Source organism: Streptomyces sp. CA-111067, assembly GCF_050956065.1.
Taxonomy (GTDB): domain Bacteria; phylum Actinomycetota; class Actinomycetes; order Streptomycetales; family Streptomycetaceae; genus Actinacidiphila.
In genome coordinates this window covers 4,698,686-4,720,075 of record NZ_CP192103.1, presented here as the reverse complement: position 1 = coordinate 4,720,075, position 21,390 = coordinate 4,698,686, and the positions used below count along the sequence as shown (strand labels likewise).

Annotated in this window: 19 protein-coding genes; 13 read left to right on the top strand and 6 right to left on the bottom strand. The window is 73.4% G+C overall.

What is annotated here, in order from left to right; translation table 11 throughout:
- Positions 1-279: 279 nt before the first annotated feature.
- The gene (locus ACQPW6_RS20625; RefSeq protein WP_433891131.1) at positions 280-1,098 is read right to left on the bottom strand and encodes a class I SAM-dependent methyltransferase; all 819 of its coding nucleotides are present in this window, start codon (positions 1,096-1,098) and stop codon (positions 280-282) included.
- Positions 1,099-1,149: 51 nt separating this feature from the next.
- On the opposite strand from ACQPW6_RS20625, the gene ACQPW6_RS20620 reads away from it, so the two are divergent.
- The gene (locus ACQPW6_RS20620) at positions 1,150-1,746 is read left to right on the top strand and encodes a TetR/AcrR family transcriptional regulator (protein ID WP_433891130.1); all 597 of its coding nucleotides are present in this window, start codon (positions 1,150-1,152) and stop codon (positions 1,744-1,746) included.
- 13 nt (positions 1,747-1,759) lie between these two features.
- On the opposite strand, the gene ACQPW6_RS20615 is transcribed toward ACQPW6_RS20620, so the two are convergent.
- The gene (locus ACQPW6_RS20615) at positions 1,760-1,969 is read right to left on the bottom strand and encodes a DUF6191 domain-containing protein (protein ID WP_433891129.1); all 210 of its coding nucleotides are present in this window, start codon (positions 1,967-1,969) and stop codon (positions 1,760-1,762) included.
- Between the two features lie 244 nt (positions 1,970-2,213).
- Here ACQPW6_RS20615 and ACQPW6_RS20610 point away from each other — a divergent pair, with 244 nt between their 5' ends.
- Positions 2,214-5,714, top strand: coding sequence for a phosphodiester glycosidase family protein (locus ACQPW6_RS20610; protein ID WP_433891128.1), 3,501 nt, complete (start codon positions 2,214-2,216; stop codon positions 5,712-5,714).
- A gap of 308 nt (positions 5,715-6,022) precedes the next feature.
- On the opposite strand, the gene ACQPW6_RS20605 is transcribed toward ACQPW6_RS20610, so the two are convergent.
- Together ACQPW6_RS20605 and ACQPW6_RS20600 are read right to left on the bottom strand one after the other, a co-directional pair.
- Positions 6,023-6,583, bottom strand: coding sequence for a cysteine hydrolase family protein (locus ACQPW6_RS20605; protein ID WP_433894604.1), 561 nt, complete (start codon positions 6,581-6,583; stop codon positions 6,023-6,025).
- A gap of 527 nt (positions 6,584-7,110) precedes the next feature.
- Positions 7,111-7,761, bottom strand: a complete 651-nt coding sequence (locus ACQPW6_RS20600; RefSeq protein ID WP_433891127.1) for a TMEM175 family protein — start codon at positions 7,759-7,761, stop codon at positions 7,111-7,113.
- Positions 7,762-7,908: 147 nt separating this feature from the next.
- Between ACQPW6_RS20600 and ACQPW6_RS20595 the strand changes: the two genes are divergently transcribed.
- Positions 7,909-8,490, top strand: a complete 582-nt coding sequence (locus tag ACQPW6_RS20595) for a PadR family transcriptional regulator (RefSeq protein WP_433891126.1) — start codon at positions 7,909-7,911, stop codon at positions 8,488-8,490.
- A gap of 4 nt (positions 8,491-8,494) precedes the next feature.
- On the opposite strand, the gene ACQPW6_RS20590 is transcribed toward ACQPW6_RS20595, so the two are convergent.
- Positions 8,495-9,121: an HdeD family acid-resistance protein gene (locus ACQPW6_RS20590; protein ID WP_433891125.1), complete on the bottom strand. Its 627-nt coding sequence runs from the start codon at positions 9,119-9,121 to the stop codon at positions 8,495-8,497.
- Between the two features lie 273 nt (positions 9,122-9,394).
- Between ACQPW6_RS20590 and ACQPW6_RS20585 the strand changes: the two genes are divergently transcribed.
- From ACQPW6_RS20585 to ACQPW6_RS20570, 4 genes are all read left to right on the top strand, one after another.
- Positions 9,395-10,036, top strand: a complete 642-nt coding sequence (locus ACQPW6_RS20585; protein ID WP_433891124.1) for an MBL fold metallo-hydrolase — start codon at positions 9,395-9,397, stop codon at positions 10,034-10,036.
- Between the two features lie 191 nt (positions 10,037-10,227).
- Positions 10,228-10,944, top strand: coding sequence for a hypothetical protein (locus ACQPW6_RS20580; RefSeq protein ID WP_433891123.1), 717 nt, complete (start codon positions 10,228-10,230; stop codon positions 10,942-10,944).
- Positions 10,945-10,959: 15 nt separating this feature from the next.
- Positions 10,960-11,814 (top strand): DUF4184 family protein, encoded by an 855-nt coding sequence (locus ACQPW6_RS20575; RefSeq protein WP_433891122.1) that lies wholly within the window; start codon positions 10,960-10,962, stop codon positions 11,812-11,814.
- Between the two features lie 153 nt (positions 11,815-11,967).
- The gene (locus ACQPW6_RS20570; protein WP_433891121.1) at positions 11,968-14,034 is read left to right on the top strand and encodes an aconitate hydratase; all 2,067 of its coding nucleotides are present in this window, start codon (positions 11,968-11,970) and stop codon (positions 14,032-14,034) included.
- A 53-nt stretch (positions 14,035-14,087) separates the two neighbouring features.
- Here ACQPW6_RS20570 and ACQPW6_RS20565 read toward each other — a convergent pair whose 3' ends face one another.
- The gene (locus ACQPW6_RS20565) at positions 14,088-14,888 is read right to left on the bottom strand and encodes an IclR family transcriptional regulator (protein WP_433891120.1); all 801 of its coding nucleotides are present in this window, start codon (positions 14,886-14,888) and stop codon (positions 14,088-14,090) included.
- 412 nt (positions 14,889-15,300) lie between these two features.
- Between ACQPW6_RS20565 and ACQPW6_RS20560 the strand changes: the two genes are divergently transcribed.
- The 6 genes from ACQPW6_RS20560 to ACQPW6_RS20535 are packed head-to-tail and all read left to right on the top strand — an operon-like array spanning position 15,301 to position 21,249.
- Positions 15,301-16,413 (top strand): ABC transporter substrate-binding protein, encoded by a 1,113-nt coding sequence (locus ACQPW6_RS20560; protein WP_433891119.1) that lies wholly within the window; start codon positions 15,301-15,303, stop codon positions 16,411-16,413.
- Positions 16,414-16,453: 40 nt separating this feature from the next.
- On the top strand, positions 16,454-17,476 hold the full coding sequence (locus ACQPW6_RS20555; RefSeq protein ID WP_433891118.1) for an NrtA/SsuA/CpmA family ABC transporter substrate-binding protein: 1,023 nt from the start codon (positions 16,454-16,456) through the stop codon (positions 17,474-17,476).
- Positions 17,473-18,321, top strand: a complete 849-nt coding sequence (locus ACQPW6_RS20550) for an ABC transporter permease (RefSeq protein WP_433891117.1) — start codon at positions 17,473-17,475, stop codon at positions 18,319-18,321. The genes ACQPW6_RS20555 and ACQPW6_RS20550 overlap by 4 nt, the downstream gene beginning before the upstream one ends.
- Complete coding sequence (locus ACQPW6_RS20545; RefSeq protein WP_433891116.1) at positions 18,318-19,244, top strand: ABC transporter ATP-binding protein; 927 nt, start codon at positions 18,318-18,320, stop codon at positions 19,242-19,244. The genes ACQPW6_RS20550 and ACQPW6_RS20545 overlap by 4 nt, the downstream gene beginning before the upstream one ends.
- Entirely contained in the window at positions 19,241-20,161 is a 921-nt protein-coding gene (locus ACQPW6_RS20540) for an ABC transporter substrate-binding protein (RefSeq protein ID WP_433891115.1), read from the top strand. Before ACQPW6_RS20545 ends, ACQPW6_RS20540 begins: the two co-directional genes overlap by 4 nt.
- The gene (locus ACQPW6_RS20535) at positions 20,158-21,249 is read left to right on the top strand and encodes an LLM class flavin-dependent oxidoreductase (protein ID WP_433891114.1); all 1,092 of its coding nucleotides are present in this window, start codon (positions 20,158-20,160) and stop codon (positions 21,247-21,249) included. The genes ACQPW6_RS20540 and ACQPW6_RS20535 overlap by 4 nt, the downstream gene beginning before the upstream one ends.
- The last annotated feature ends 141 nt before the right edge of the window (positions 21,250-21,390 follow it).

Genomic DNA, 21,390 nt, shown 5'->3' with positions numbered 1-21,390 from the left:
GTCAATATTTGTTTCCTTTCCCGGGAGCCTCCGGTGCCACACTGTCCAAATCTGTTGCTTTCCCGGCTCCCCCTGAGGTCCCCCCACCCGACTCCCTCTGCCACATGCGGCAGTTGCCGGGCCCCCGGCCGGCGATGGGCTGGCTGCCCCCGGCCAGGGGGCGCCCCAAAGGGGCGCGGGGAACTGCGCCACCAGCCAGAGCGCGCCCGCAGGCGGCCGACTGCGCAGCCACTTGCGGCAGTTGCCGGGCCCCCGGCCGGTGGGCAACCGGCTAGAACCTCATGCTCGCGGGAGCGTGCGCGTAGCCGTGGTGGCCACCGTCGTGTAGCGCATCGTGAACGTCCCGCCCGCCGCGTCGATCGCGGCGCCGAGCGCCCCGAGCAAGTCGGCCACGCGTTCGGGCGGGAAACGCGTGTGGTCCCCCGTGGTGGGGACCTGGTCCAGCCACTCCTCACGGGTGTACGGCCGCTGCCACGCAAAGCGCCACTCCTCCGGCTCCTCGAAACCCCCCACCCCCCGCATCCCCTCCGCCGCCTTCGCGGCGAGCCGCGCGTAACCGGCCACCGACGAGGCCGTCGTCCACCTCCGCGCAGACAGCGATTCGGGCAGCAACCGGCCGTATGCCTCGCCGAACGCCGCCGCCAACCCGGCCGGAGGCCGATCCGCGTTCCAGAAGACCGCGAGCCGCCCGCCGGGCCTGAGCACCCGCGCCGCCTGCGCGGCCCCGGCGACCGGGTCGAGCCAGTGCCAGGTCTGGCCGGACACCACCGCGTCGAACTGCCGCCCCGCCGGGTCCCAGTCCTCGAACCTCGACGCCGACGCCTCGAACCCCTCGCCCCGCGCGTAAGCCGCCATCCGCGGGTCCGCGTCGACGCCGAGCACCCGGCAGCCGGCCGCCCGGAAGAGCCGGGCCACGATGCCCGTCCCGATCCCCACGTCCAGCACGTCCCTTCCGGGACACCCCGCGAGGACCCGCCCCGCCAGCGCCTCGGGGTAGCGCGGCCTGGCCCGGTCGTAGCGCTCGGGCGCGGAACCGAACGACTCGGCAACGGGGCGCGCGCCGGGATCGCCCGGGCCGCCCGGCGGTAGAGTGGTCATCTGCCCACTATGAGTGGGCGGTCGCCCACTCGTCAACGGGGAGTTGCCACCTTGCCCACCGGAGTAGCCCTGCGCGACCCGCGCGAGCAGCTCTTCGACGCCGCCGAGCGCGTCCTGCTCAGGGACGGCCCGAGCGCGCTGACCAGCCGCGCGGTCACCACGGAAGCCGGCTGCGCCAAAGGCGTCCTGCACAAGCACTTCGCCGACTTCGACGCCTTCCTGGCCGAGCTCGTCCAGGACCGCATCGCCCGGATCGGCGCCCAGTCCGCCGCCCTCCGCGCCCGCGCCGGGACCGGCACCGTCGCCGGCCACCTCACCGAAGCCCTGACGACCCTCTTCGCGTCCGTCGCGATCGCGATCGTCGGCCTGGTCATCTCGCGGGACGAACTGCGCGCCCGGCTGCGGCAGACCACGCCCACCGGCGTCCCGCTGCTGATGGAGGCCACCGCGATGATCGCCGGCTACCTCACGGCGGAACGGGACCTGGGCCGGATCGCGGCCGACACCGACGTCAACACCCTCGCGCCCACCCTCGTCGGCACGGGGCACCTGCTGTTCGCGGACCGGGAGAGCGCTCCGCCGGACGCGGAGGCCGTCCACAAGGTGGTGGCGACGGTCATCGCGGCCGCGGTGGCGCCGCGGAGCTGAACCCCGCCTGCACCTACGCCTCCGCCGTACCCTCCGCCTCGTCCGCCACCGGCGCTTCCGCACCGCGCGGCGGCCGTACCGTCACCCGCCCGGACGCGAAATCTATCGGCCCGCGCGCGGGATCGCTGCTGCCCTCGTCCTCACGGGTCAGCGCCAGCCGGTTGCGCTCGTCCTCGGTGTGCTTGCGGCTCGGCACGAACAACTCGTCCATGAGGTTGAACATGGTGACCTCCCTGGGGGCGATTCGTGCGGCCCACACCAGGCTACGCCCGCGGGTCCCGAAACGGGCGGCCCCGATTCTCCGCCCCAGCCGCCCCGGCTTCCCGCCCGCCACCGCCTCCCACCGCCCGCCAAACCCCGCCAGACCCGCCCCCACCGCACGACATCTGTACTCACCACGGGGTTCACCTCCGCGTCGTCCACGGAAACTACCGTCATCGACCATGGAACATCAGGAAAATAGCGCCATGGACAACGCGGTAGACACGGCACCGAGTACCACGGACAACCCCAGCACCCCGGACATCACCCGGCGCGGCCTCATCGTCGGCGCGGTCGCCGCCGGGCTCGCCGCCACCGGCGGAACGGCGGTCGCCGACACGGGCACCGGCACCACCACCGGCCGGCCCAGACCGGCGGACGCCCCCGCGACGACGACCCGCGGCCCCCGCTTCCCCGGCTACCCGACCCCCTCCTACCAGGTGACCGTGCCCGGTGAGTCGGTCGAGAGCGACCGGGTGGACCGCCCGGTCGCGCCCGGGATCGTGCTCACCTCGTTCGACACCTTCGGCCGCACCGGCTGGACGCGCGTGCACGTGCTCAACGCGGATCTCGGCGACGCGTCGGTCGGGGTGGACCTGATCACCGGCCAGGTCAGCCAGGCGCGTCCGCTGGCGCAGGCGGCCGACGGGCAGCAGGCCGTCGCCGCCGTCAACGGCGACTACTTCGACATCACCGAGACGTACGCGGCCGAGGGCCCGGAGCTCCAGCACGGGCAGCTGCGCAAGGGGACCAACCAGCCGTCCACGGTCGCCTCGATCGGCGCCGACCGGGTCGCCCGGCTCGCGGACCTGATGCTCACCGGCACCGTCACGGTCGCGGGTGCGCGGAAGCCGCTCGCCGCCCTCAACTCCCCTGTCACGCCCGCCGACGGCGTCGCCGTCTTCACCCCGCTGTGGGGAGCCGGGCAGCGCACGCTGCTCCAGGACCCGGGCCCGTACACGGAGTTGGTGGTGTCCGGCGGCCGGGTGACCGCCGTCAACGCGCAGCTCACCGACACCGCCGTGCCCGGCGACGGCTGGGTGGTGATCGGCCGCGGCGCCGCCGCCTCCGCGCTGGCCGGTACGAAGCCGGGCGACGCCGTCAGCGTGACGTTCGCCCCGCAGACCGACGCACCGACCGCCCTGCGTACGGCACTTGGCAGCGGCTCCGTGCTGGTCAAGAACGGCACGGCGATCGACTTCCCGCCGAGCACCGGCAACGACGCGCCCAAGCCCCGTACGGCCATCGGCTGGCTGGACGGCGGCCACCGGCTGCTGCTCGTCGCGGTGGACGGCTCGGCCAACTTCTCCGCCGGGCTCAGCTTCGACGACATGGCCACGCTGCTCGTACGCCTCGGCGTCACCGACGCGTTGATGCTCGACGGCGGCGGCTCCACCGAACTGGTCGCGCGGCGGGCCGGCGATGTCGGGGTCAGCGTCGTCAACACGCCCTCGGACGGTGCGGAGCGGCCGGTGCCTGACGGTGTCGGGCTGTTCGGCCGGAAGGGCTCCGGGCGGGTGCGCGGGCTGGACGTGCGGCCGGGCGCCGACCGGGTGGTGCCGGGCCTGACCGTGGACCTCGGCGTCGCCGGCTACGACGAGAGCTGGTCGCCGGCCGCGACCGACGAGCGGCACGTCAAGTGGTCAGCCTCGCCTGGCTCGTTGGGCCGCGAGCGCGACGGGGTCTTCCGCGCCGACCGGCCCGGCGCCGGTGTGCTGCGGGCCCGTTCCGGCTCCGCGTCCGGCGAGCACGAGCTGCGGGTGCTCGGCGACCTGCACCAACTCGCCTTCTCGCAGCGGGCGGTGACCATCGACCCGGGCGCGTCGGCGACCGTATCGCTGATCGGGAAGGACGCGGACGGCTTCGACGCCCCGGTCGCGCCGCGTGACGTCCGACTCGACTACGACAAGGCCGTGTTGACGGTGACGGCGGCCAGGTCCGGCTTCACGCTCACCGGCGGCGCGGACGCCGGCGGCAAGGCGGCGACCGTCACCGCGACCGTGCAGGGCGTGACGGCGAAGCTGCCGGTGTCGGTCGGCCTGATCGACGTGTCCCTGGCCGAGTTCGAGCCCGGCGAGACCTGGACGGCGACCTCCGCGCGGGGTACGGCCTCGGTCTCGGTGATCGCCGCCGCCGACCGTCCCGGCGCCGCCGCCGATAACCACGCGCTGCGGCTGACCTACGACTTCACCGGCCAGGCCAGCACCTCGGCGGCCTACGCGGTGGCAGGACCCGGCCCCATCACGCTGCCCACCGGCACGAAGAAGCTCGCGCTGTGGGTCAACGGCGACGGCCAGAACCACTGGCTGCGCGCGATGCTCTCCTCGCAGGGCACCACCAACGTGCCGTTCACCTTCGCCACCGTCGTGGACTGGACGGGCTGGCGGCGGGTCGTCGGCGACATCCCCGACGGCTTCTCCGAACCCGTCACGCTGGCCAGGATCTACCTCGCCGAGACCTCGCAGACCAACAAGAACGCCGGGCAGCTGGACTTCGACGGGCTCGCCGCCCAGGTCGGGCAGCAGCCGGACGCCGCGGAGCCGCCGCAGCCCGACCCGTACGTCGTCGAGCAGGGCGAACTGCCCGGCCGGCGCTGGACGTTCGCGGTGCTGTCCGATCTGCACATCAGCGCGGCGGCCGGCCTCGACTCGTTCTCCGGCCGGCAGGCGGTGGCCGCGCTCGGCCAAGTCGTCGCCGGCAAGCCGGACTTCATCCTCATCAACGGCGACTTCGTGGACAACAACAACCCGGAGGACTTCGAACTCGCCGACGGGCTGCTGGCCGACCACGTACCGGCCGGCCTGCCGGTCTACTGGACGCCCGGCAACCACGAGGCCGGCCTGTCGGCGACCGGCGGCCTCGACGCGTTCCTGTCCGTGACCGGCCGCCCCAACCGGCAGGTGTTCGACCACAAGGGCACCCGGTTCATCCTGCTCGACTCGCACACCGGGGACATGCGGACCTCGGACTGGGACCAGGTGCCGCTGCTCCAGGCGGAGTTGGCGAAGGCGGCGAAGGACCGGTCGGTGACGGGGGTGGTGGTGTCGTTCCACCACCCGCTCGTGGACCCGTCCGGGGCGGGCGCGTCCCAGCTCTCCGACCAGTTGGAGGCCGGGCTCTTCAAGCGCTGGCTCGCCGACTTCCGCGAGACCTCAGGCAAGCCCGTCGCGCTGTTCACCGGCCACGCCCACACGGCGTCGGTGACCCGCACCGACGGCGTGCTCGACGTCACCACGCCGGCGGTCGGCAAGACCCCCTACAGCTCCCCCGACCAGGGCGGCTTCTTCGGCTGGATGCACATCGGAGTCGACCCGCACCCGGCTCGGGTGCGCCCCGGCGCGCCGAGCCCCGAGACGCGCGACTGGCTCCAGGCGGAGAGCCGCCCCCTGATCGACGGAATCGACCTGGCGGTCCCGCCCCAGCTCGCGGTCGGCGCGAGCGCGGCACCGGCCGCGACGGGCATCACCAGCGAGTTCGGCCTGCGTTTTCCGCTGCGCTTCCCGGCGACGGTGACGTGGTCCGGCGACGCGGGGGTGGCGATCTGCCGATCGCAGGCGGAGGTGAGGTCGGCGCGGCGTCGTTCGCGGACGCTGGCGATCCTGGATCTGACGGCTGCGCCGAGCGTGACGGCTGTGCGCCGGGGCGAGGTGACGCTGACGGTCACGTCGGGAGGGTTGAAGGCGTCGGGCACGATATCCCTCACATAACGCCTGCGGCGAGCTGAGCGGGTAAGCGGCCCCGGCCCGGGTCCCGCCCCGTATCCCCCGACCTGCGGCCCGGCGGTGGCTCGTCGCGCAGTTCCCCGCGCCCCTGAGAGGCTGCCCCCTGAGGTTGCATCGTCGGCTGACCGCCGCTCGTGGTTGCGCGCGCAGTTCCCCGCGCCCCTATCGGGGCCCGGTTCGCCGGGTAATACCCGAGGCGAGCGGAGCGCTTTTCAAGGGGCGCGGGGAACTGCGCGACAAGCCACAGCGGGCCCGCAGCCGACGACGCGACCCTTCCGAGAGGCCCGCCCCGCTCACGGGGCGATTGAGGCGAGCCACTCGTCGATGGTGAGGGCGTTCCCCCACAGGGGGAACAGGTTCTCCGTGATCACCCGGTGCAACTCCGCGTCCGTGTCGAGACACCCATCCACCAGCACCGTGAGCCCGAGGTCCATGTCAATCGCGCGACACGCAGTCGAAAGCACCACCGCACTCGTCGCGATCCCCGCAAGCACAACCCGGTCGATATCCCGCGCCCGAAGCACCAGATCCAGGTCACTGCCCGAGAAAGCGCTCGCCCGCCGCTTGACGACCACCACCTCACCGGGCTCGGGTGCGATCTCGGGGTGGATCTCCGTGCCGGGGGCGCCCTCGGTGAAGAGTCCGGCCTGCACCACGTTGGTGCCGACCTTGCTGCGCGCGCTGACCGGGGGATCACCGGCAGTGAGCCGCATGACCACGTAGATCACCGGGATCCCGGCCGCCCGGGCCCCGTCGATCGCCCCCCGCAGCCGCTGAAGGTATCCCGAACGGTCACCGACGATGTCCACGACATCCCGCTGGACGTCCATGACCAGTAGCGCACTCCCACCCACGCCCGCACCCCTTCCGCCGACCCGAACGAAGGTCCAAGTATCCCCGGACGCCCCCTCGGCCGCCTCCCGCAGCAGGTCCTCCTCGGTCGGAAAGACCACGTCCGGATCGAGAACGTTCCGAGCGGTCGCCGCCAACCGCTCCCACAGAACGGCGGACTTGCCCGTCAGCCCCATCGAGTAGATCCGCAACTGCCTGATGACGGGGGACGATTCGACGACCTCCGCCGGCAGCACGCCGAAGAGTTCGACGGGGCCCAGCTCCCGTAAACAGGCCAGCGCCACCCCGGCGGCCTCACCACCCGCCCCCGCGCCCCGCTCCCGACAGGCGCGGAAGAGCGCGATCGCGATCACCCCCTTCACCCGCCCCGCGAACAGCGCGAAGTCCATCCCCCACGCGGCACTCGAACCCTCCAGCCGCGCCCGGAACTCTTCCTCCCCCATCCGCCCGTCGAAGAGTTCCCCCGCCTCCCGCTCGCACCGCCCGAACAACTCCGGCGACGCCGACCCGCTCATCACGTCCTACCCCCCTACCCCCCGATCCCCGCCCGCCGGCGCCTCCGCGTCGTGTACGAGCCCACCACCCCGCTCAGGAACATCAGCACCACCAGCGCCACCGGCCCGTGCGGCCGGAACACGTACCCCACCGGCAAGGCCAGCACCAGCGCGACCACGTCGATCCACAGCTCCAGATCGTCGGCCGCCGGCCCCGTCTCCGGGGACAGCCGGTGCCGCCGCACCTCCCGGCGGATCCGGAGCAGCGCGATCACAGCGAAGAGGTTGAGGGCGGCGTAGACGACGATCGCGATGCCGTCCCGGCCACCGTACGTGCCGAGCAGGTTCGCCGCGAAGGGCAGCGCGCACACCACGAGCAGCAGCGGGAGCGTGCGCCCCACGAGTGCCGGGTGGCCGGCCCGCGCCGTGCGCATCTCGGTGTTGTGCCGCCGCCAGTAGCTGGCGATCACGTAGAAGCTGAGCAGGAAGGCCAGGTAGCGGCCGCGCTGGTCGGCGAGCGCGTGCCGGAGCACGTGGTCGGTGGGGTGCTCGCCGAGGTCCGGCACCCGCAGGTCGAGCGCCAGCAGGGTGATGGCGATGGCGAACACCCCGTCGGCCAGCCCGAACAGCCGTCCCGTCGCGCGTTCGTCGACCTGCTCCTGGGTCGTTCGGCTCATCGTGCTCATGACCTGGCGGTTCCCCTACGCTCCGGCGGTCGTACACCCGCTCCGGGCGGGTCGTACGTCGTCCCGCGGCCCGATATTCCAATGAAGACCGGTGAAAAATAGAACCTCACACACCGACATGTCAAACATGGAGGGTAGAATGGCGGTATGAGTCTCCGCCACGCCGTCCTCGGCCTCCTCGTCGACAAGCCCGCCAGCGGCTACGACCTGATGAAGCGCTTCAACACCTCGCTGGCGAACGTCTGGCCCGCAACCCAGAGCCAGGTGTACGGCGAGCTCGCCCGGCTGGACGCGGCCGGCCTGATCGACGTCGCCGCCGAGGGCCCGCGCGGGCGCAAGGAGTACACGATCACCGACGCCGGCCTGGCCGAGCTGCGCAGGTGGCTGACCGAGACCGAGCCCAAGCGGGTCCGCAACAACGACGCCGTGCTGCGGGTCTTCTTCCTGAGCGTGCTCACCCCCGAGCAGGCCCGCGGCTACCTGACCGGCCTCGCCGAGCAGGCCGCCGCCACCCACACCCGCCTCCAGGAACTGAAGGACACGGTGGACTGGGAGGAGGACGGCATGGTGACGGTCAACGGCCGGCTGGCCCTGGAGTACGGGCTGCGGCTGTTCACCATGTACGAGGAGTGGGCCAACTGGGCGGCGAAGGAACTGGCCGCCTCGAAGGAGCCGGGCGCTTCGGAGGAGCCGGGCGCCTCGAACGAGCCGGGCGCCTCGAACGAGTGAACGTTCAAGGCATCGACACGGGCGCGTGCGGCGGAGCCGGCGGCCGCCGGTTCGCCAGCGAGCGCAGGTGGAACGCGTGGATCAGCTCGGCGACGCCGAGCACGAGCAGCCACAGCCCGGTGATGAGCGTCAGCACGGCCAGCGAGTGGAACGGCAGCACGATCATCACCACACCCGCGACGAGCGTGATCCCGCCGAAGAACGCCTGCCATCCCCGCCCCGGCATCCCTTCCGTGTACAGCGCGATCCCGAGCATCATCAGCCCGCGCATCAGCCAGCCGAACCCGATCCACAGCGCCAGCAGGAGCAGCGATTCGGCCGCGCCGCGGAAGCAGATCAGTCCCAGCAGGACGCTCAGCGCGCCGGTGACGAACTGCAGCGCCCGCATCGCGCCCGGCACGTGCGGCCCGAAGGCGGCGGCGAGCTGGAGCACACCGCTGATCACCAGGTAGATGCCGAACAGCACGCCGACCACCCGGAGCGTCTCGCTCGGCCAGGCGAGCACCCAGATCCCCAGCACGATCGCGACGATCGACGCGACCAGGAGCACCTGCCAGGCGGACTTCCTGAGTGCGGCGAGCGGACTGCCGGGCCCCGGTACTCCCGGTACCTCGCCGAGGTGTTCGGTCATGGCGCGCCGCCTTTCGCGGGCCGGAGGGGGGACGTCCGGCCGTCGATATACAGATATGTCCATCTTCAGCCGGGGCGGGCGGCTCCGCACGGCAGGGAGCGGCGGACGGGCCGCGGCCCGTACCGACCCCGTATCGTCACGACCGGATCAGACGGACCGGGGGCCGGGACCCGATCAGAGCCGGCCGGTCCGGCGAGCGACGGAAGGACGCGTTGCGATGGCGCAGCAGCACATGACGGGTACGGCGGCCACGGGGATGACGGGGGCGGCCCGATGACGTCCACCCCCGCCGCGCGCGTCGAGCACCTCGTCACCTCGGGAACGTTCTCCCTGGACGGCGGCACCTGGGAGGTGGACAACAACGTCTGGATCGTCGGCGACGACCGCGAGGCCGTGGTCATCGACGCGGCCCACGACGCCGAGGCCATCGCCGAGGCGCTCGGCGACCGCCGCCTGGTCGCCGTCCTCTGCACCCACGCCCACGACGACCACATCGACGCGGCCCCCGCCCTCGCCGCCCGCACCGGCGCCCCCGTCCTCCTGCACCCGGCGGACACGGAGCTGTGGCAGCTCACCCACCCCGACCGCGCACCCGACGCCGAACTCCACGACGGCCAGCGGCTGTCGGTGGCGGGCACGGAGCTGACGGTGCTGCACACCCCCGGCCACAGCCCCGGCGCGGTCAGCTTCTACGCCCCCGCCCTCGCCACGGTCTTCACCGGCGACACCCTCTTCGCCGGCGGCCCCGGCGCGACAGGCCGCTCCTTCAGCGACTTCCCGACGATCATCACCTCGATCACCACCCGCCTCCTGACCCTCCCCCCGCAGACCACCGTCCGCACAGGCCACGGCGAACCGACGACGATCGCGTCGGAGTCCCCCCACGTCCAGGAATGGCTGACCCGCGGCCACTGACCCGCAACGGAGACGCGACCTGCCGGCGCCGGGCCGGCCCGGTGGTACGTCCGCTAGGATCCCGTGCGGTCAAGGCTCCGTTGCGCGGCCCGGGGCTTCTTCTGTGGACGTCCCCGGGGGCCGGGCGTCGGGGGTGGGGGATCATGGGTTTCAGTGCTGCCGCAGTACGAGGCGTCGCGGCCGTGGGTGCCATGTCCGTAGTGGCTCTGACCGCCGCGTGCGGCGCGGACGACGACGGCAGCATCCCGGTCCGCATGAAGGCCGCGCCCGCCACGCCGTCAGCCTCGGCGACACCGGGCGAGACCGCGAAGGTGCTCGGCCAGCGGGATCTCGACCGGCTGGCGTTGAACGCCCGGGACCTGCCCGGATACCGCGTTTCCGACATCGTGGGCAAGGGCGCCCCGGTGGGTCCCGGCCCGCTCGCGGTGTACCGCGCCGTCACGCCGTCGGAGTGCCGGCCGATCTACGCGGCCGCCGAGTCGCGCAGCCTGCACAGTGTCTCGGCCCAGGTCGAGGAGGATGTCGTGTATGCCTCCGACGCGATGGGCCGGCACGCGAGCGTCGGCCTGTCGTCGTACCGGGCCGACGACGCCCAACAGGTGATGACCGAGCTGCGCGCCGCCCTGTCCCGGTGCACGACCGCGGCGATCCGCCCGTCCGCGTCCCATCCCGGCGACGGCCTTGAGTACCACAGCCCCTATCAGCGCACAGCTCCCGGTGTCGGTGACGAGACCCTCGCCTTCGAGGCGAGCGAGGTCGCCGACGGCGGCCGGAGTCTGGTGATTCCGCTGGGTGTCCTGGTGGTCCGGAGGGGTGCCACCGTGGTGACCTTCGCGTCCCTCAATCCGACGGCCACCCCGGTCATCCCCGATGACATCGTCCACGCGCAGATGGACAAGCTCGGCTGACGGCGGGGCGCGCGGGTGGGGGCGGGTGGGGAGAATAGGGGGGTGCCGTTTACTTTGAGTCATCCTGCTGTCGTACTGCCGCTGCTGCGTGACGGGCGGGGGCGGGGGCGGCTTGTCGGGGGGGCGCTGGTGGCCGGGTCGATGGCGCCGGACGTGCCGTTTTTCACGGACTCGATCGTGCGCGGAACCTATCAGTACGGGACCTTCACGCACAGCTTGTGGGGGGTGGCGACCGCTGACGTGGGGATCGCGGCCGTGCTCGTCGGCGGGTGGCACTGGCTGCTGCGGGAGCCGCTGGTCGCGCTGCTGCCGGGGCGGTGGGCCGATGCCGCCGACGCCTTGACGGCGCCGTCCGGGCGGCGCCGGGATGCCGGGGCGGTGGGGTGGTTCGTGCTGTCCGCGGTGATCGGCGCGGCCACGCATGTGGCGTGGGACGCGTTCACGCACGGCGGGCGGGTCGGGGTGCGGCTGCTGCCCGTGCTCGACCGGACGGTCAACGGACATCCGCTGTTCTATCTGCTCCAGGCCGGCTGCTCGGTCGCCGGGCTCGGCGTGCTCGCCTGGTACGTGCCGCGGGCCCTGCGCCAGGCGGCGGACAAGGCGGACGAGGAAGGGGCCGGCGAGCGGGTGCCGCGGCTCTCGGGGCGGGTCAAATCGGCCGTCGGCGTGCTGGTCGGCGCGGCGGCGGTGGCCGGAGTGGTGCAGCGGCTGTCCCGGTGGGACGCGGGTTCGCTGCGGAACGCGGCCGTCACGGACCTGATCCCGCCGGTCGCGTTCGGCGCCGGCATGGGCGCCGCGGCCGGGCTGGCCTGCTACGCGGCGCTCACCCGTGTACCGGCGGCCCGCCGCCTCGCCCGCCGCCTCGGCTGAGCCGCGAGCCACGAGCCACCAGCCGGGAGCCCCCGGGGGCGCCCCCGGCCCAGCTCCGCCCGGCCCCGGCGGCCCGTCACCACGGCCGCCCCCGTGTGACCTCCCCCACCTCGGGTACGCGCAGTGTGCTGCCGACAGCGCGCGGAGGTACCGATGCCCGAAGCCACGTCCAAAGCCACGCCCAAGGCCACGCCCAAGGCCACGCCCGAAGCCACGCCCCAGACCCCCCACCCCCCGGCCACCAACGGAAGCGTCGCCCACCGCCTGATCGCCGACCACCTCCTCGAGGGCCGGATGGAACCGGGCGAGGAGATCGGTCTGCGGATCGACCAGACCCTCACCCAGGACGCCACCGGCACCCTCGTCATGCAGGAGCTGGAGGCCATCGGCCTCGACCGGGTCCGTACCGAGCTCAGCGCCCAGTACGTCGATCACAACATCATCCAGACCGACGAGCGCAACGCCGAGGACCACGCCTTCCTCCGCTCGGCCGCCCACCGCTTCGGCGTCTGGTACTCCAAGCCGGGCAACGGCGTCTCGCACCCCGTGCACATGCAGCACTTCGGCGTGCCCGGCAAGACGCTGGCCGGCTCCGACTCGCACACCTGCGCCGCCGGCTCGCTGGGCATGTTCGCGGTCGGCACCGGCGGCCTGGAGGTGGCGCTCGCCATGGCCGGCCGCCCGCTGCGGATCACGATGCCGGAGATCTGGGGCGTCCGGCTGACCGGCGAGCTGCCCGACTGGGTCAGCGCGAAGGACGTCGTCCTGGAAATGCTGCGCCGGCACGGCGTCAAGGGCGGCGTCAACAAGGTGATCGAGTACCACGGCCCCGGCCTGGCCGCGCTCACCGCCATGGACCGGCACGTGATCGCCAACATGGGCGCCGAGCTGGGCGCCACCACCAGCGTCTTCCCCGCCGACGAGGCCGTCCGGGACTTCCTGCGCAGCGAGGGCCGCGAGGACGCCTTCCGGCCGGTCGCCGCCGCCGAGGACGTCACGTACGACCTGACCGACGAGATCGACCTGTCGGCGCTGGAACCGCTGATCGCGCGGCCGACGTCGCCGGGCAACGTCGTCCCGGTGCGCGAGGTGGCCGGGGAGCCGTGCGGGCAGGTGGTGATCGGCTCGTCCGCCAACCCGGGGCTGCGGGACTTCGCGATGACCGCCGCGATGGTCTCCGGCCGGCAGACCCCGGCCGGCGTCAGCTTCGACGTGAACCCGACATCCCGCGACACCCTCCAGGACCTGACCAGGTCAGGCGCGCTGTTCGAGCTGATCGCCGCGGGCGCGCGCATCCACCAGGCCGGCTGCCTCGGCTGCATCGGCATGGGCCAGGCCCCGGCCGCCGGCCGCAACTCGCTGCGCACGTTCCCGCGCAACTTCCCCGGCCGCTCGGGCACCGAGGACGACGCCGTCTGGCTGTGCTCCCCGGAGACGGCGACGGCCTCGGCGCTGACCGGCGCCATCACCGACCCGCGGGAGTGGGCGAAGGAGGCCGGTCTCGTGGAGGCGCCCGCCGTACGGGGGCTGCGCCGCGAGCCGGCGAACGACGCGATGCTGGAGGCGCCGCTGCCCCCGGACGAGGCGCGGCGGGTGACGCTCGACCGCGGCCCGGGCATCTCCGCGCTGCCCGACCTCGACCCGCTGCCGGACGCCCTCGACGCGCCCGTGCTGCTCAAGACCGGCGACAACGTCTCGACCGACGAGATCTCCCCGGCCGGCGCCCGCGCGCTCCCCTACCGCTCCAACATCCCCAAGCTCGCCGACTTCACCTTCACCCGGATCGACCCGGACTACCCGAAGCGGGCGGCCGAGCAGCGCGACGCGGACGGCAGCAGCGGCCATGTGATCGTCGGCGGCGACAACTACGGCCAGGGCTCCTCGCGCGAGCACGCCGCCCTGACCCCCCGCTACCTGGGCCTGCGCGCGGTGATCGCGAAGTCCTACGCCCGCATCCACTGGCAGAACCTCGCCAACTTCGGCGTACTGGCCCTGGAGTTCGACGACCCGGCCGACTACGACCGGATCGAGCAGGGCGACGACCTCCGCTTCGAGTCCCTGCACGCGGCCCTCGCCGCCGACGCCGACCCGCACGTGACGGTCCGCAACACCACCCGCGACGAGACCTACGCCCTGCACCACCACCTGCCGCCGTCCCGCCGCGCGACGGTACGGGCGGGCGGCGTGATCCCGGCGATCGCGGCGGAGGAGGAGGGCTGAGGTACACCCGGTGTGCGGCGCGCCTGCGGTGGGCTGCTGGTTGAGGCGCGCGGTCAGTCGGCGGTACGGGAGCGGCGCTGGTCGGGCGGCAGCAGCAGCACTTCGAGCGCCGCCGCACACGCGTGGGCGCGGGAGGTGAACCACGGCAGCCGGGCGTCGGTGAGCACGTCGGGCGTGGAGCGCAGCGCCAGCGCGGAGTGCGCGTGGCCGGCCGCGTCGAGCACCGGCACCGCCACCGTACGGACGCCGTAGGCGGACTCGCCGTCGTTGAGCGCGTGCCCCGCCGCCCGGACCCGTTCCAACTCCTCGCGCAGCGCGTCGAGTTCGGTGATCGTGCGGTCGGTGTGGGCGTGCAGCGGGGGCAGCGCGGCGAGATCCTGCTCGCCCGGCCGGGCCCAGGCCAGCAGCACCTTGCCGAGCGCCGTGGAGTGCAGCGGCCGGCGCAGGCCGAGGCCGGCCGCCGGGTTGACCGATCCGCCGACCAGGATCACCGCGTGGGCGCCGCTGCGGATGGCGAGGTCGGCGGTGGTGCCCGTGGCCCGTGCCAGCGCGTCCAGTTCGGGGCCTGCCCGGTGCATCCCCCGCTGGTGCAGGGAGAGTTGGCCGAGTTCCGCGACGGACGGGCCGAGCCGGTACCGGGCGCTGTGCCCGTCCTGCTCCAGGAAGCCGGCCGCGACGAGGGTCCGGGCGAGCCGGTGCGCGGTGGACACCGAGAGCTCCATGCGGCGGGCGAGTTGGGAGGCGCTCAACTCGCCGGTGTTGTCGCGGAAACAGTGCAGCAGCCGGAGCGCGCGAGTGACCGCCTGCGCTCCCGGTGGCGCGTCTGCGGCCTTCGAGCGCGCGTCCGTGGTCATGGGGCAAGCATGCGGAGGCTGCCACGTTCTGGCAACTGTTGCCAGAACATTGCGCCACGTCTCGTGGTGTGAACTCTCTCTTGCACAACCCTTCCCACATCATGGGAAGGGTTGCCCTCGGCCGAACGCGTGTGCCAGCCTCCGTTCGAGACCACACGCCACGCACCGGACCCGGAGGGAGCAGCCCGCGATGACCATGCCGACCGCCGCGCCGGGCCTGCTCAGCCCGTTCCGCCCGATGCTGTCCGCCCGGCTGTACCTGGACCTCGCCCGGTCCCGCGGCGCCTCCTGTCGCTGACCGACGGCCGGCCCCCGCTCGCGGCACTTCTCGCGTGGTGGTGCCAACAGCCCGCGCCCGCACGGCCGCCCCGTGCCCGCGCCCCGCCCTTCGCCTCTGCCGCCTGGAGCACCCATGTCGCAACCGCACGAGATCTGGTTCACCCGCTGCCCCGTCCCCACCGCCACCGGCATCGCAGCCGAACGCGGCAGCCTGGCCGCGGAGTTCGCCCCCGACGGCATCGCCGTGCGCTCGCTGCGCGACGCGGCCGACCGTGCGGAGGCCGACGGGCTGCCGCTCAGCCACTACACCCACGAACTGACCGCGCTGTTCCGCGAGGGCGGCAACGTCCCTGCCCTGTGGGCGCGTTCGCGCGGCGAGGCGACCCGGCTGATCGCGCTGACCTGGATCGAGGAGCGGCAGTCCATCCTGGTCCGCGAGGGCAGCGACCTGCGCTCCGCCGAGCAGTTGCGCGGCCGGCGGCTTGCCGTACCCCGCCACGACATCGCCATCGACTTCTGGCGGGCGATGGCGCTGCACGGCCACGCCGGCGCGCTCGGCCTGGCCGGACTCTCGCTGGCCGACGCCGAACTCGTCGAGGTGCCCGGCGTACGGCAGGGCCAGTGGGAAGGGGAGCTGGCCGCACTGCGGGACGGCCGGGTGGACGCCGTCTACGTCAAGGGCGCGGTGGCCGTGGAGACCGCCCGCCGGTACGGGGCCGAGGTCGCGATCGACCTGGACGCCGTACCGGACCGCCGGGCCCGGGTGAACAACGGCACCCCGCGGCCGATCACCGTCCACCAGCGGCTGCTCGACGAGCGGCCCGACCTGGTGACGCGCTTCCTCGCCGTACTGCTCGAAGCCGCCGACTGGGCGGCGGGGCACCCCGGCGACCTGGCCCGGATCCTCGGCGCCGAGACCGGGGCCGGCCCCGAAGGGGTGGCCGGCGCCTACCGCGAGGGCACCGCCGACAGCCTGCGACTCGACCTCAGCCAGGAGCGGTTGTCGCTGCTGGCACGGCAGGAGCGGTTCCTGTCCGAGCAGGGCTTCCTGCCGGCGCCGGTGGACGTCGCCGGCTGGGCGGACCACGAGCCGCTGCGCCGGGCCCGCGAACTGCGCGCCGCCCGGGCCGCCGCGGCCCCCGCCGGAACCGGCTCGGCCGCAACCGCCGACGCCGGAACGGCCGGCGCTGGAACCCCCGGCGCCGGAACCGCCGGCGCCGCCGAAGTCCCCGCCACCACCCCCTGAATCCGCGCCGACCCCGGCACGCACCTCCTGGAGAACCTCCGTGAACGTCCGTCAGCTCGCCCTCGCCACCACCTCACTGCTCGCCGCGCTCGGTCTGGCCGCCTGCTCCTCGTCCTCCGCCGGCTCGGCCCGGGCGGACACCGCCGGCGGCGGTTCCACCATCACGGTCCGCATCCCCGACGGCGGCAACTCCGGCGTGCTCGCCCTCGGCCGCAAGGACGGCTCGCTCGCCAAGGCGCTGGCCAAGGTGCACGCCAAGGTGGCGTGGACCGGCACCGCGGGCGCGTTCGCCCCGGCCGCCCAGGAACTCGACGCGAATGCGCTGGACTTCGCCGAGGGCTCGATCACCTCCGCGATCGCCGCACTGGCCCAGACGCCCGGCTTCAAGCTGTTCGCCGCCGTCGACCCGGACAAGCTGGGCGAGGGCATCCTGGTGAAGAAGGACTCCGGCATCAACAGCGTCAGCGACCTGGTCGGCCGGAAGGTCGCGGTCTGGCACGGCGGCACCAGCGAGTACCTGCTGCTGAAGGCACTCCAGCAGCAGCACATCCCGGTGGACAAGGTCAAGCGGGTCTACCTCCAGCCGAACCAGGTCGGCCCGGTGTTCAACTCCGGGCAGGTGGACGCCTGGTCCACCTGGGGCACGTACTCCGTCCCGACCATCGCCAAGGCGGACGCCCGCTTCCTGACCACCGGCGGCCAGGTCGGCTCGGAGAACTACGCGGTCTGGACGGTCCGCAACGCCTTCGCCGACCAGCACCCCGAGGTCGTCAAGGCGCTCTACGACTACCTGCACGAGGCCGGGCTCAAGCAGCAGCAGAATCCGCAGGCGTACCTCAACGTCAAGACCGACTCGGGACCCGAGGCGGTCAACGCCGCGCAGCAGGCGGTCGAGCTGCCGATCGACAAGGCGCTGGGCACCGCGCAGCCGATCGGCGCCACCCAGCTCCAGCACTTCGCCACCGTGGCGGCGTTCTTCGCCGACCAGAAGATCACCAAGGGCGCCTTCGACGTCAAGCCGCACGTGATCGACATCAACGCGACCGCTGCGAGCGGCAAATGAGCACCCTCACGATCGGTACGTCGGCCGACCCGGAGGCGCCCGGCCTGGTCGCGCCGCGGCCGAAGGTGGCCAGGCCCCGCCCGCGCACCCTGAGCCTCGGCCTGCGGCTGCTCGGCCCGGTGGCGCTGGTGCTGCTGTGGATCTGGGCGTCCGCGTCCGGCACGCTCAGCCCCGCGCTGCTCGCCTCGCCCCGGCAGGTGCTGTCCGCGTTCCGGGAGCTGTGGACCAGCGGCCAGCTCGGCGACGCGCTCTCGGTCTCGCTCACCCGGGCCGGCCTCGGCCTGGCCATCGGCGCCTCGGCCGGCCTGGTGCTCGGCGTGCTCACCGGCTTCTCCCGGCTCGGCGAGGAACTGCTCGACTCCTCGCTCCAGTTGCTGCGCACCATCCCGTTCCTGTCGCTGGTGCCGCTGTTCATGGTCTGGTTCGGCATCGGTGAGACCGCCCGGGTGGTGCTGATCGCGGTGGCGACCAGCTTCCCGATGTACGTCTCGGCGGCCGGCGGGGTGCGCAACACCGACCGCAAGCTGGTGGAGGCCATGCGCAGCTTCGGCCTCGGCCGGCTGGCACTGGTCCGCGAGGTGGTGCTGCCGGGGGCGCTGCCCGCGCTGCTGTCCGGGCTGCGGCTGTCGATGACGCTCAGCGTGATCGCGCTGATCGCCGCCGAGGAGATCAACTCCACCGCCGGGATCGGCTACCTGATGTCCACCGCGCAGGAGTACTCGCGCACCGACATCCTCACCGTCTGCATCCTGATCTACGCCCTGATCGGGCTGGTCGCGGACGGCACGGCGCGGCTGCTTGAACGGCTGCTGATGCCGTGGCGCGGCCAGGGGAGCGCACGATGAACAAGACACTGGCCGACACCGACACCGACACCGACACCGACACCGACACCGGCGGGACGCGGCGCGGCGAGCGCGTGGCCGCTGTCCGCATCCGGGGCCTGCGCCGCACCTTCGGCGCCCGCGATGTGCTGGCCGGCCTCGATCTGGACGTCGCCCAGGGCGAGTTCCTCGCGCTGCTCGGCGCCAGCGGCACCGGCAAGACCACGCTGCTGCGCATCCTGGGCGCCCTCGACCGGCACGACGAGGGCACCGTGCTGGTGCCGGAGGCGCGAACGATCGTCTTCCAGGAACCTCGGCTGGTCCCCTCCAAGAAGGTACTGGCCAACGTCACCGTCGGGCTGCCGCGCGGTCCGCGCACCAAGGACGCCGGCCGGCGCGCGCTCGCCGAGGTCGGCCTCGACGGGCACGCCGACGCCTGGCCCGCCACCCTGTCCGGCGGCGAGGCTCAACGGGTCGCGCTGGCGCGGGCGTTGCTCCGCGAGCCGGAACTGCTGCTGCTCGACGAGCCGTTCGCCGCACTGGACGCGCTGACCCGGCTGCGGATGCACGACCTGGTCGGCGAACTCTGCCGCCGGCACCGGCCCGCCGTGCTGCTCGTCACCCACGACGTGGACGAGGCGATCCGGCTGGCCGACCGGGTGGCCGTGCTGCGCGACGGCCGGCTGGCGACCGACGAGCGGATCGCCATCGACCACCCGCGCGACAGCGCCGACCCGCGGTTCGCCGCGCTGCGCACCCGGCTGCTCACGGAACTCGGCGTGCACCGCGGCGAGCCGGCTGCCGCACCCGCCGCCGGGGCAGCCGCTTCCGGAGCAGCCGCGTCCGATCCCGCCTCCGACTCCGCACTCGACCCCGCACCGCCGTCCGCGCCCGCACCCGCGTCCGCCCAAGGCCCGGCCATCTCGAAGGAGTTCAGCTCATGACCGTCAACATCGGTGTGCACAAGGCCAACCCCTCCCTCTACCACCTGTCCCGGCTCGGCCTGCTGGAGGAGCTGCTCCGGCCGTCCGGTGAGACCGTGGCCTGGCACCAGATCGGCGGCCTCGGCACGGCTGCGGCGCTGGCCGCCGGCACCATCGACTTCGGCGGCACCGGCTCCACCCCGCCGCTGTCGGCGCAGGCGGACGGCCACGACCTGGTCTACGCCGCCGTCTCGGCACCGCGTCCCGGCCACGGCGCCCTGCTGGTCCGCGCCGACGGCGACATCACGTCGATCGCCGACCTCAAGGGCCGTACCGTGCACCTGGCGATCGGCTCCTGGCAGACCCACTTCGTGGCCAAGTCCCTTGCCCAGCAGGGGCTTTCCTACGGCGCCGACATCACCGCCGAGCGCTCCACCGCCGACTCCCACCAGGACCTGCTGGACGGCAGGACCGACGCCTGGGTGGGCCAGGGCGCCGAACTCTCCGCGGCCCGCCGCGAGGGCGGGGTCCGCACCCTGGCGGAGGCGGGCGACCTGATCGCGGACCGCTCGGTCTTCTTCACCCGCCGTGAACTGGCCGACGCCCGCCCCGAACTGGTCGGTCTGATCACCCGGGCCCTCCAGGCCGCCGACGACTGGGCCGCGAGCCACCTGGACGAGGCCGCCGGCATCGCCGCACAGGACCAGGGCGGCTCGGCCGCGGACTGGCGGCAGGCGCTGGCCGCGCTGCCCTGGCGGCTGGAGCCGGTCTCGGACGCCTTCGTCGCCGAGCAGCAGGAGGCCGCCGACATCCTCGCCGCGGCCGGCTTCCTGGCCCGTCCGATCACCGTCGCCGACGCCCGCCACCCGGGCCTGGACGCGGTCGCCGCGCAGTCCCTGGCCGCCACCGCCGCAGCCCCCGAATCCGCGGAGAAGTGACCGTGCCCACCCCCGAGATCCTCTGGTACATCATTCCGCGCGAGGGCGCCTACCCCTGGGAGCCCGCCGGACGCCGCACCGCCGACCTGGCGTACCTCCAGCAACTGGGCGTCGCGGTCGACCGGTTGGGCTACGACGGCGCGCTGTTCGCCACCGACCTCTACGACGTCTGGCCGCTGGCCAGTGCGGTCGCCGCGGTGACCAGGCCGAGCTTCAAGCCGCTGCTCGCCGTGCACCCGGGACTGATCTCGCCGACCATGCTGGCCAAGATGGCGCTGAGCTTCGCCCACCTCTTCGGGCCGGACCGGCTGCGGTTCAACGTCGTCAACGGCTCGACGGAGGCACTGCGGCAGGCCGGACTCCAGCTGGAACACGACGAGCGGTACGAACTCAGCGCCGAGTACTGGGACATCGTCAAGCGGCTGACCGCCGGCGAGGTCTTCGACCACAAGGGCCGGTTCTACGAGCTGACGCAGGCCGGCGCGGGCCTGCGGGAGCTGACCGCGATCCAGGGCGGGGCGCACACCCCGCTGTGGTTCGGCGGGTCCTCCGCGCCGGGCATCGAGATGGCCGCCGAGCATGTGGACGTCTACCTCACCTGGGGCGAGCCGCCGCACCTGCTGAAGGAGAAGCTGGACCGGGTGCGCGAGCGCGCCGCGCACCACGGCCGCCAACTGCGGCTCGGGCTGCGGCTGCACCTGATCGTCCGGGACACCGAGGAGCAGGCGTGGGCGGCGGCCGACCGGCTGCTCGACGTCACCAGCCAGGCCACGTACACCCGGATGCTCGGGGACCCGGAGGGCAAGGACGGGGAGGGCTGGGCCCGGCAGTTCCGGCAGCACGGGGGCCGAGTGCCGCGGCACGCAAGGGAGTTGGAGAAGCATCCCAATCTGTGGCCCGGGATGAGCCTGTTCAGGCCGGGGCCCGGTACGGCCGTCGTCGGCAGCACCGAGCAGGTCGTGGAACGGCTGCGGGAGTTCCAGGAGCTGGGTGTGGACACGTTCATCCTGTCCGGCAATCCGCTGCTGGAGGAGTCGTACCGGATCGCCGAGACCGTACTTCCGGCGCTGCGCGGTGGCGGGGGATGAGCTGATCGGCCGGGAGCCGGCCCCGCCGGGGACAGCGGACGGACCGGGACGGCCGAGTCGGGAGTGGGCGCCGGGTCCTCTCGACCCGGCGGGGCGCGGGCGCATACGCTGGCCGGCGGGCGGAAGGCATCCGTGCCGCGA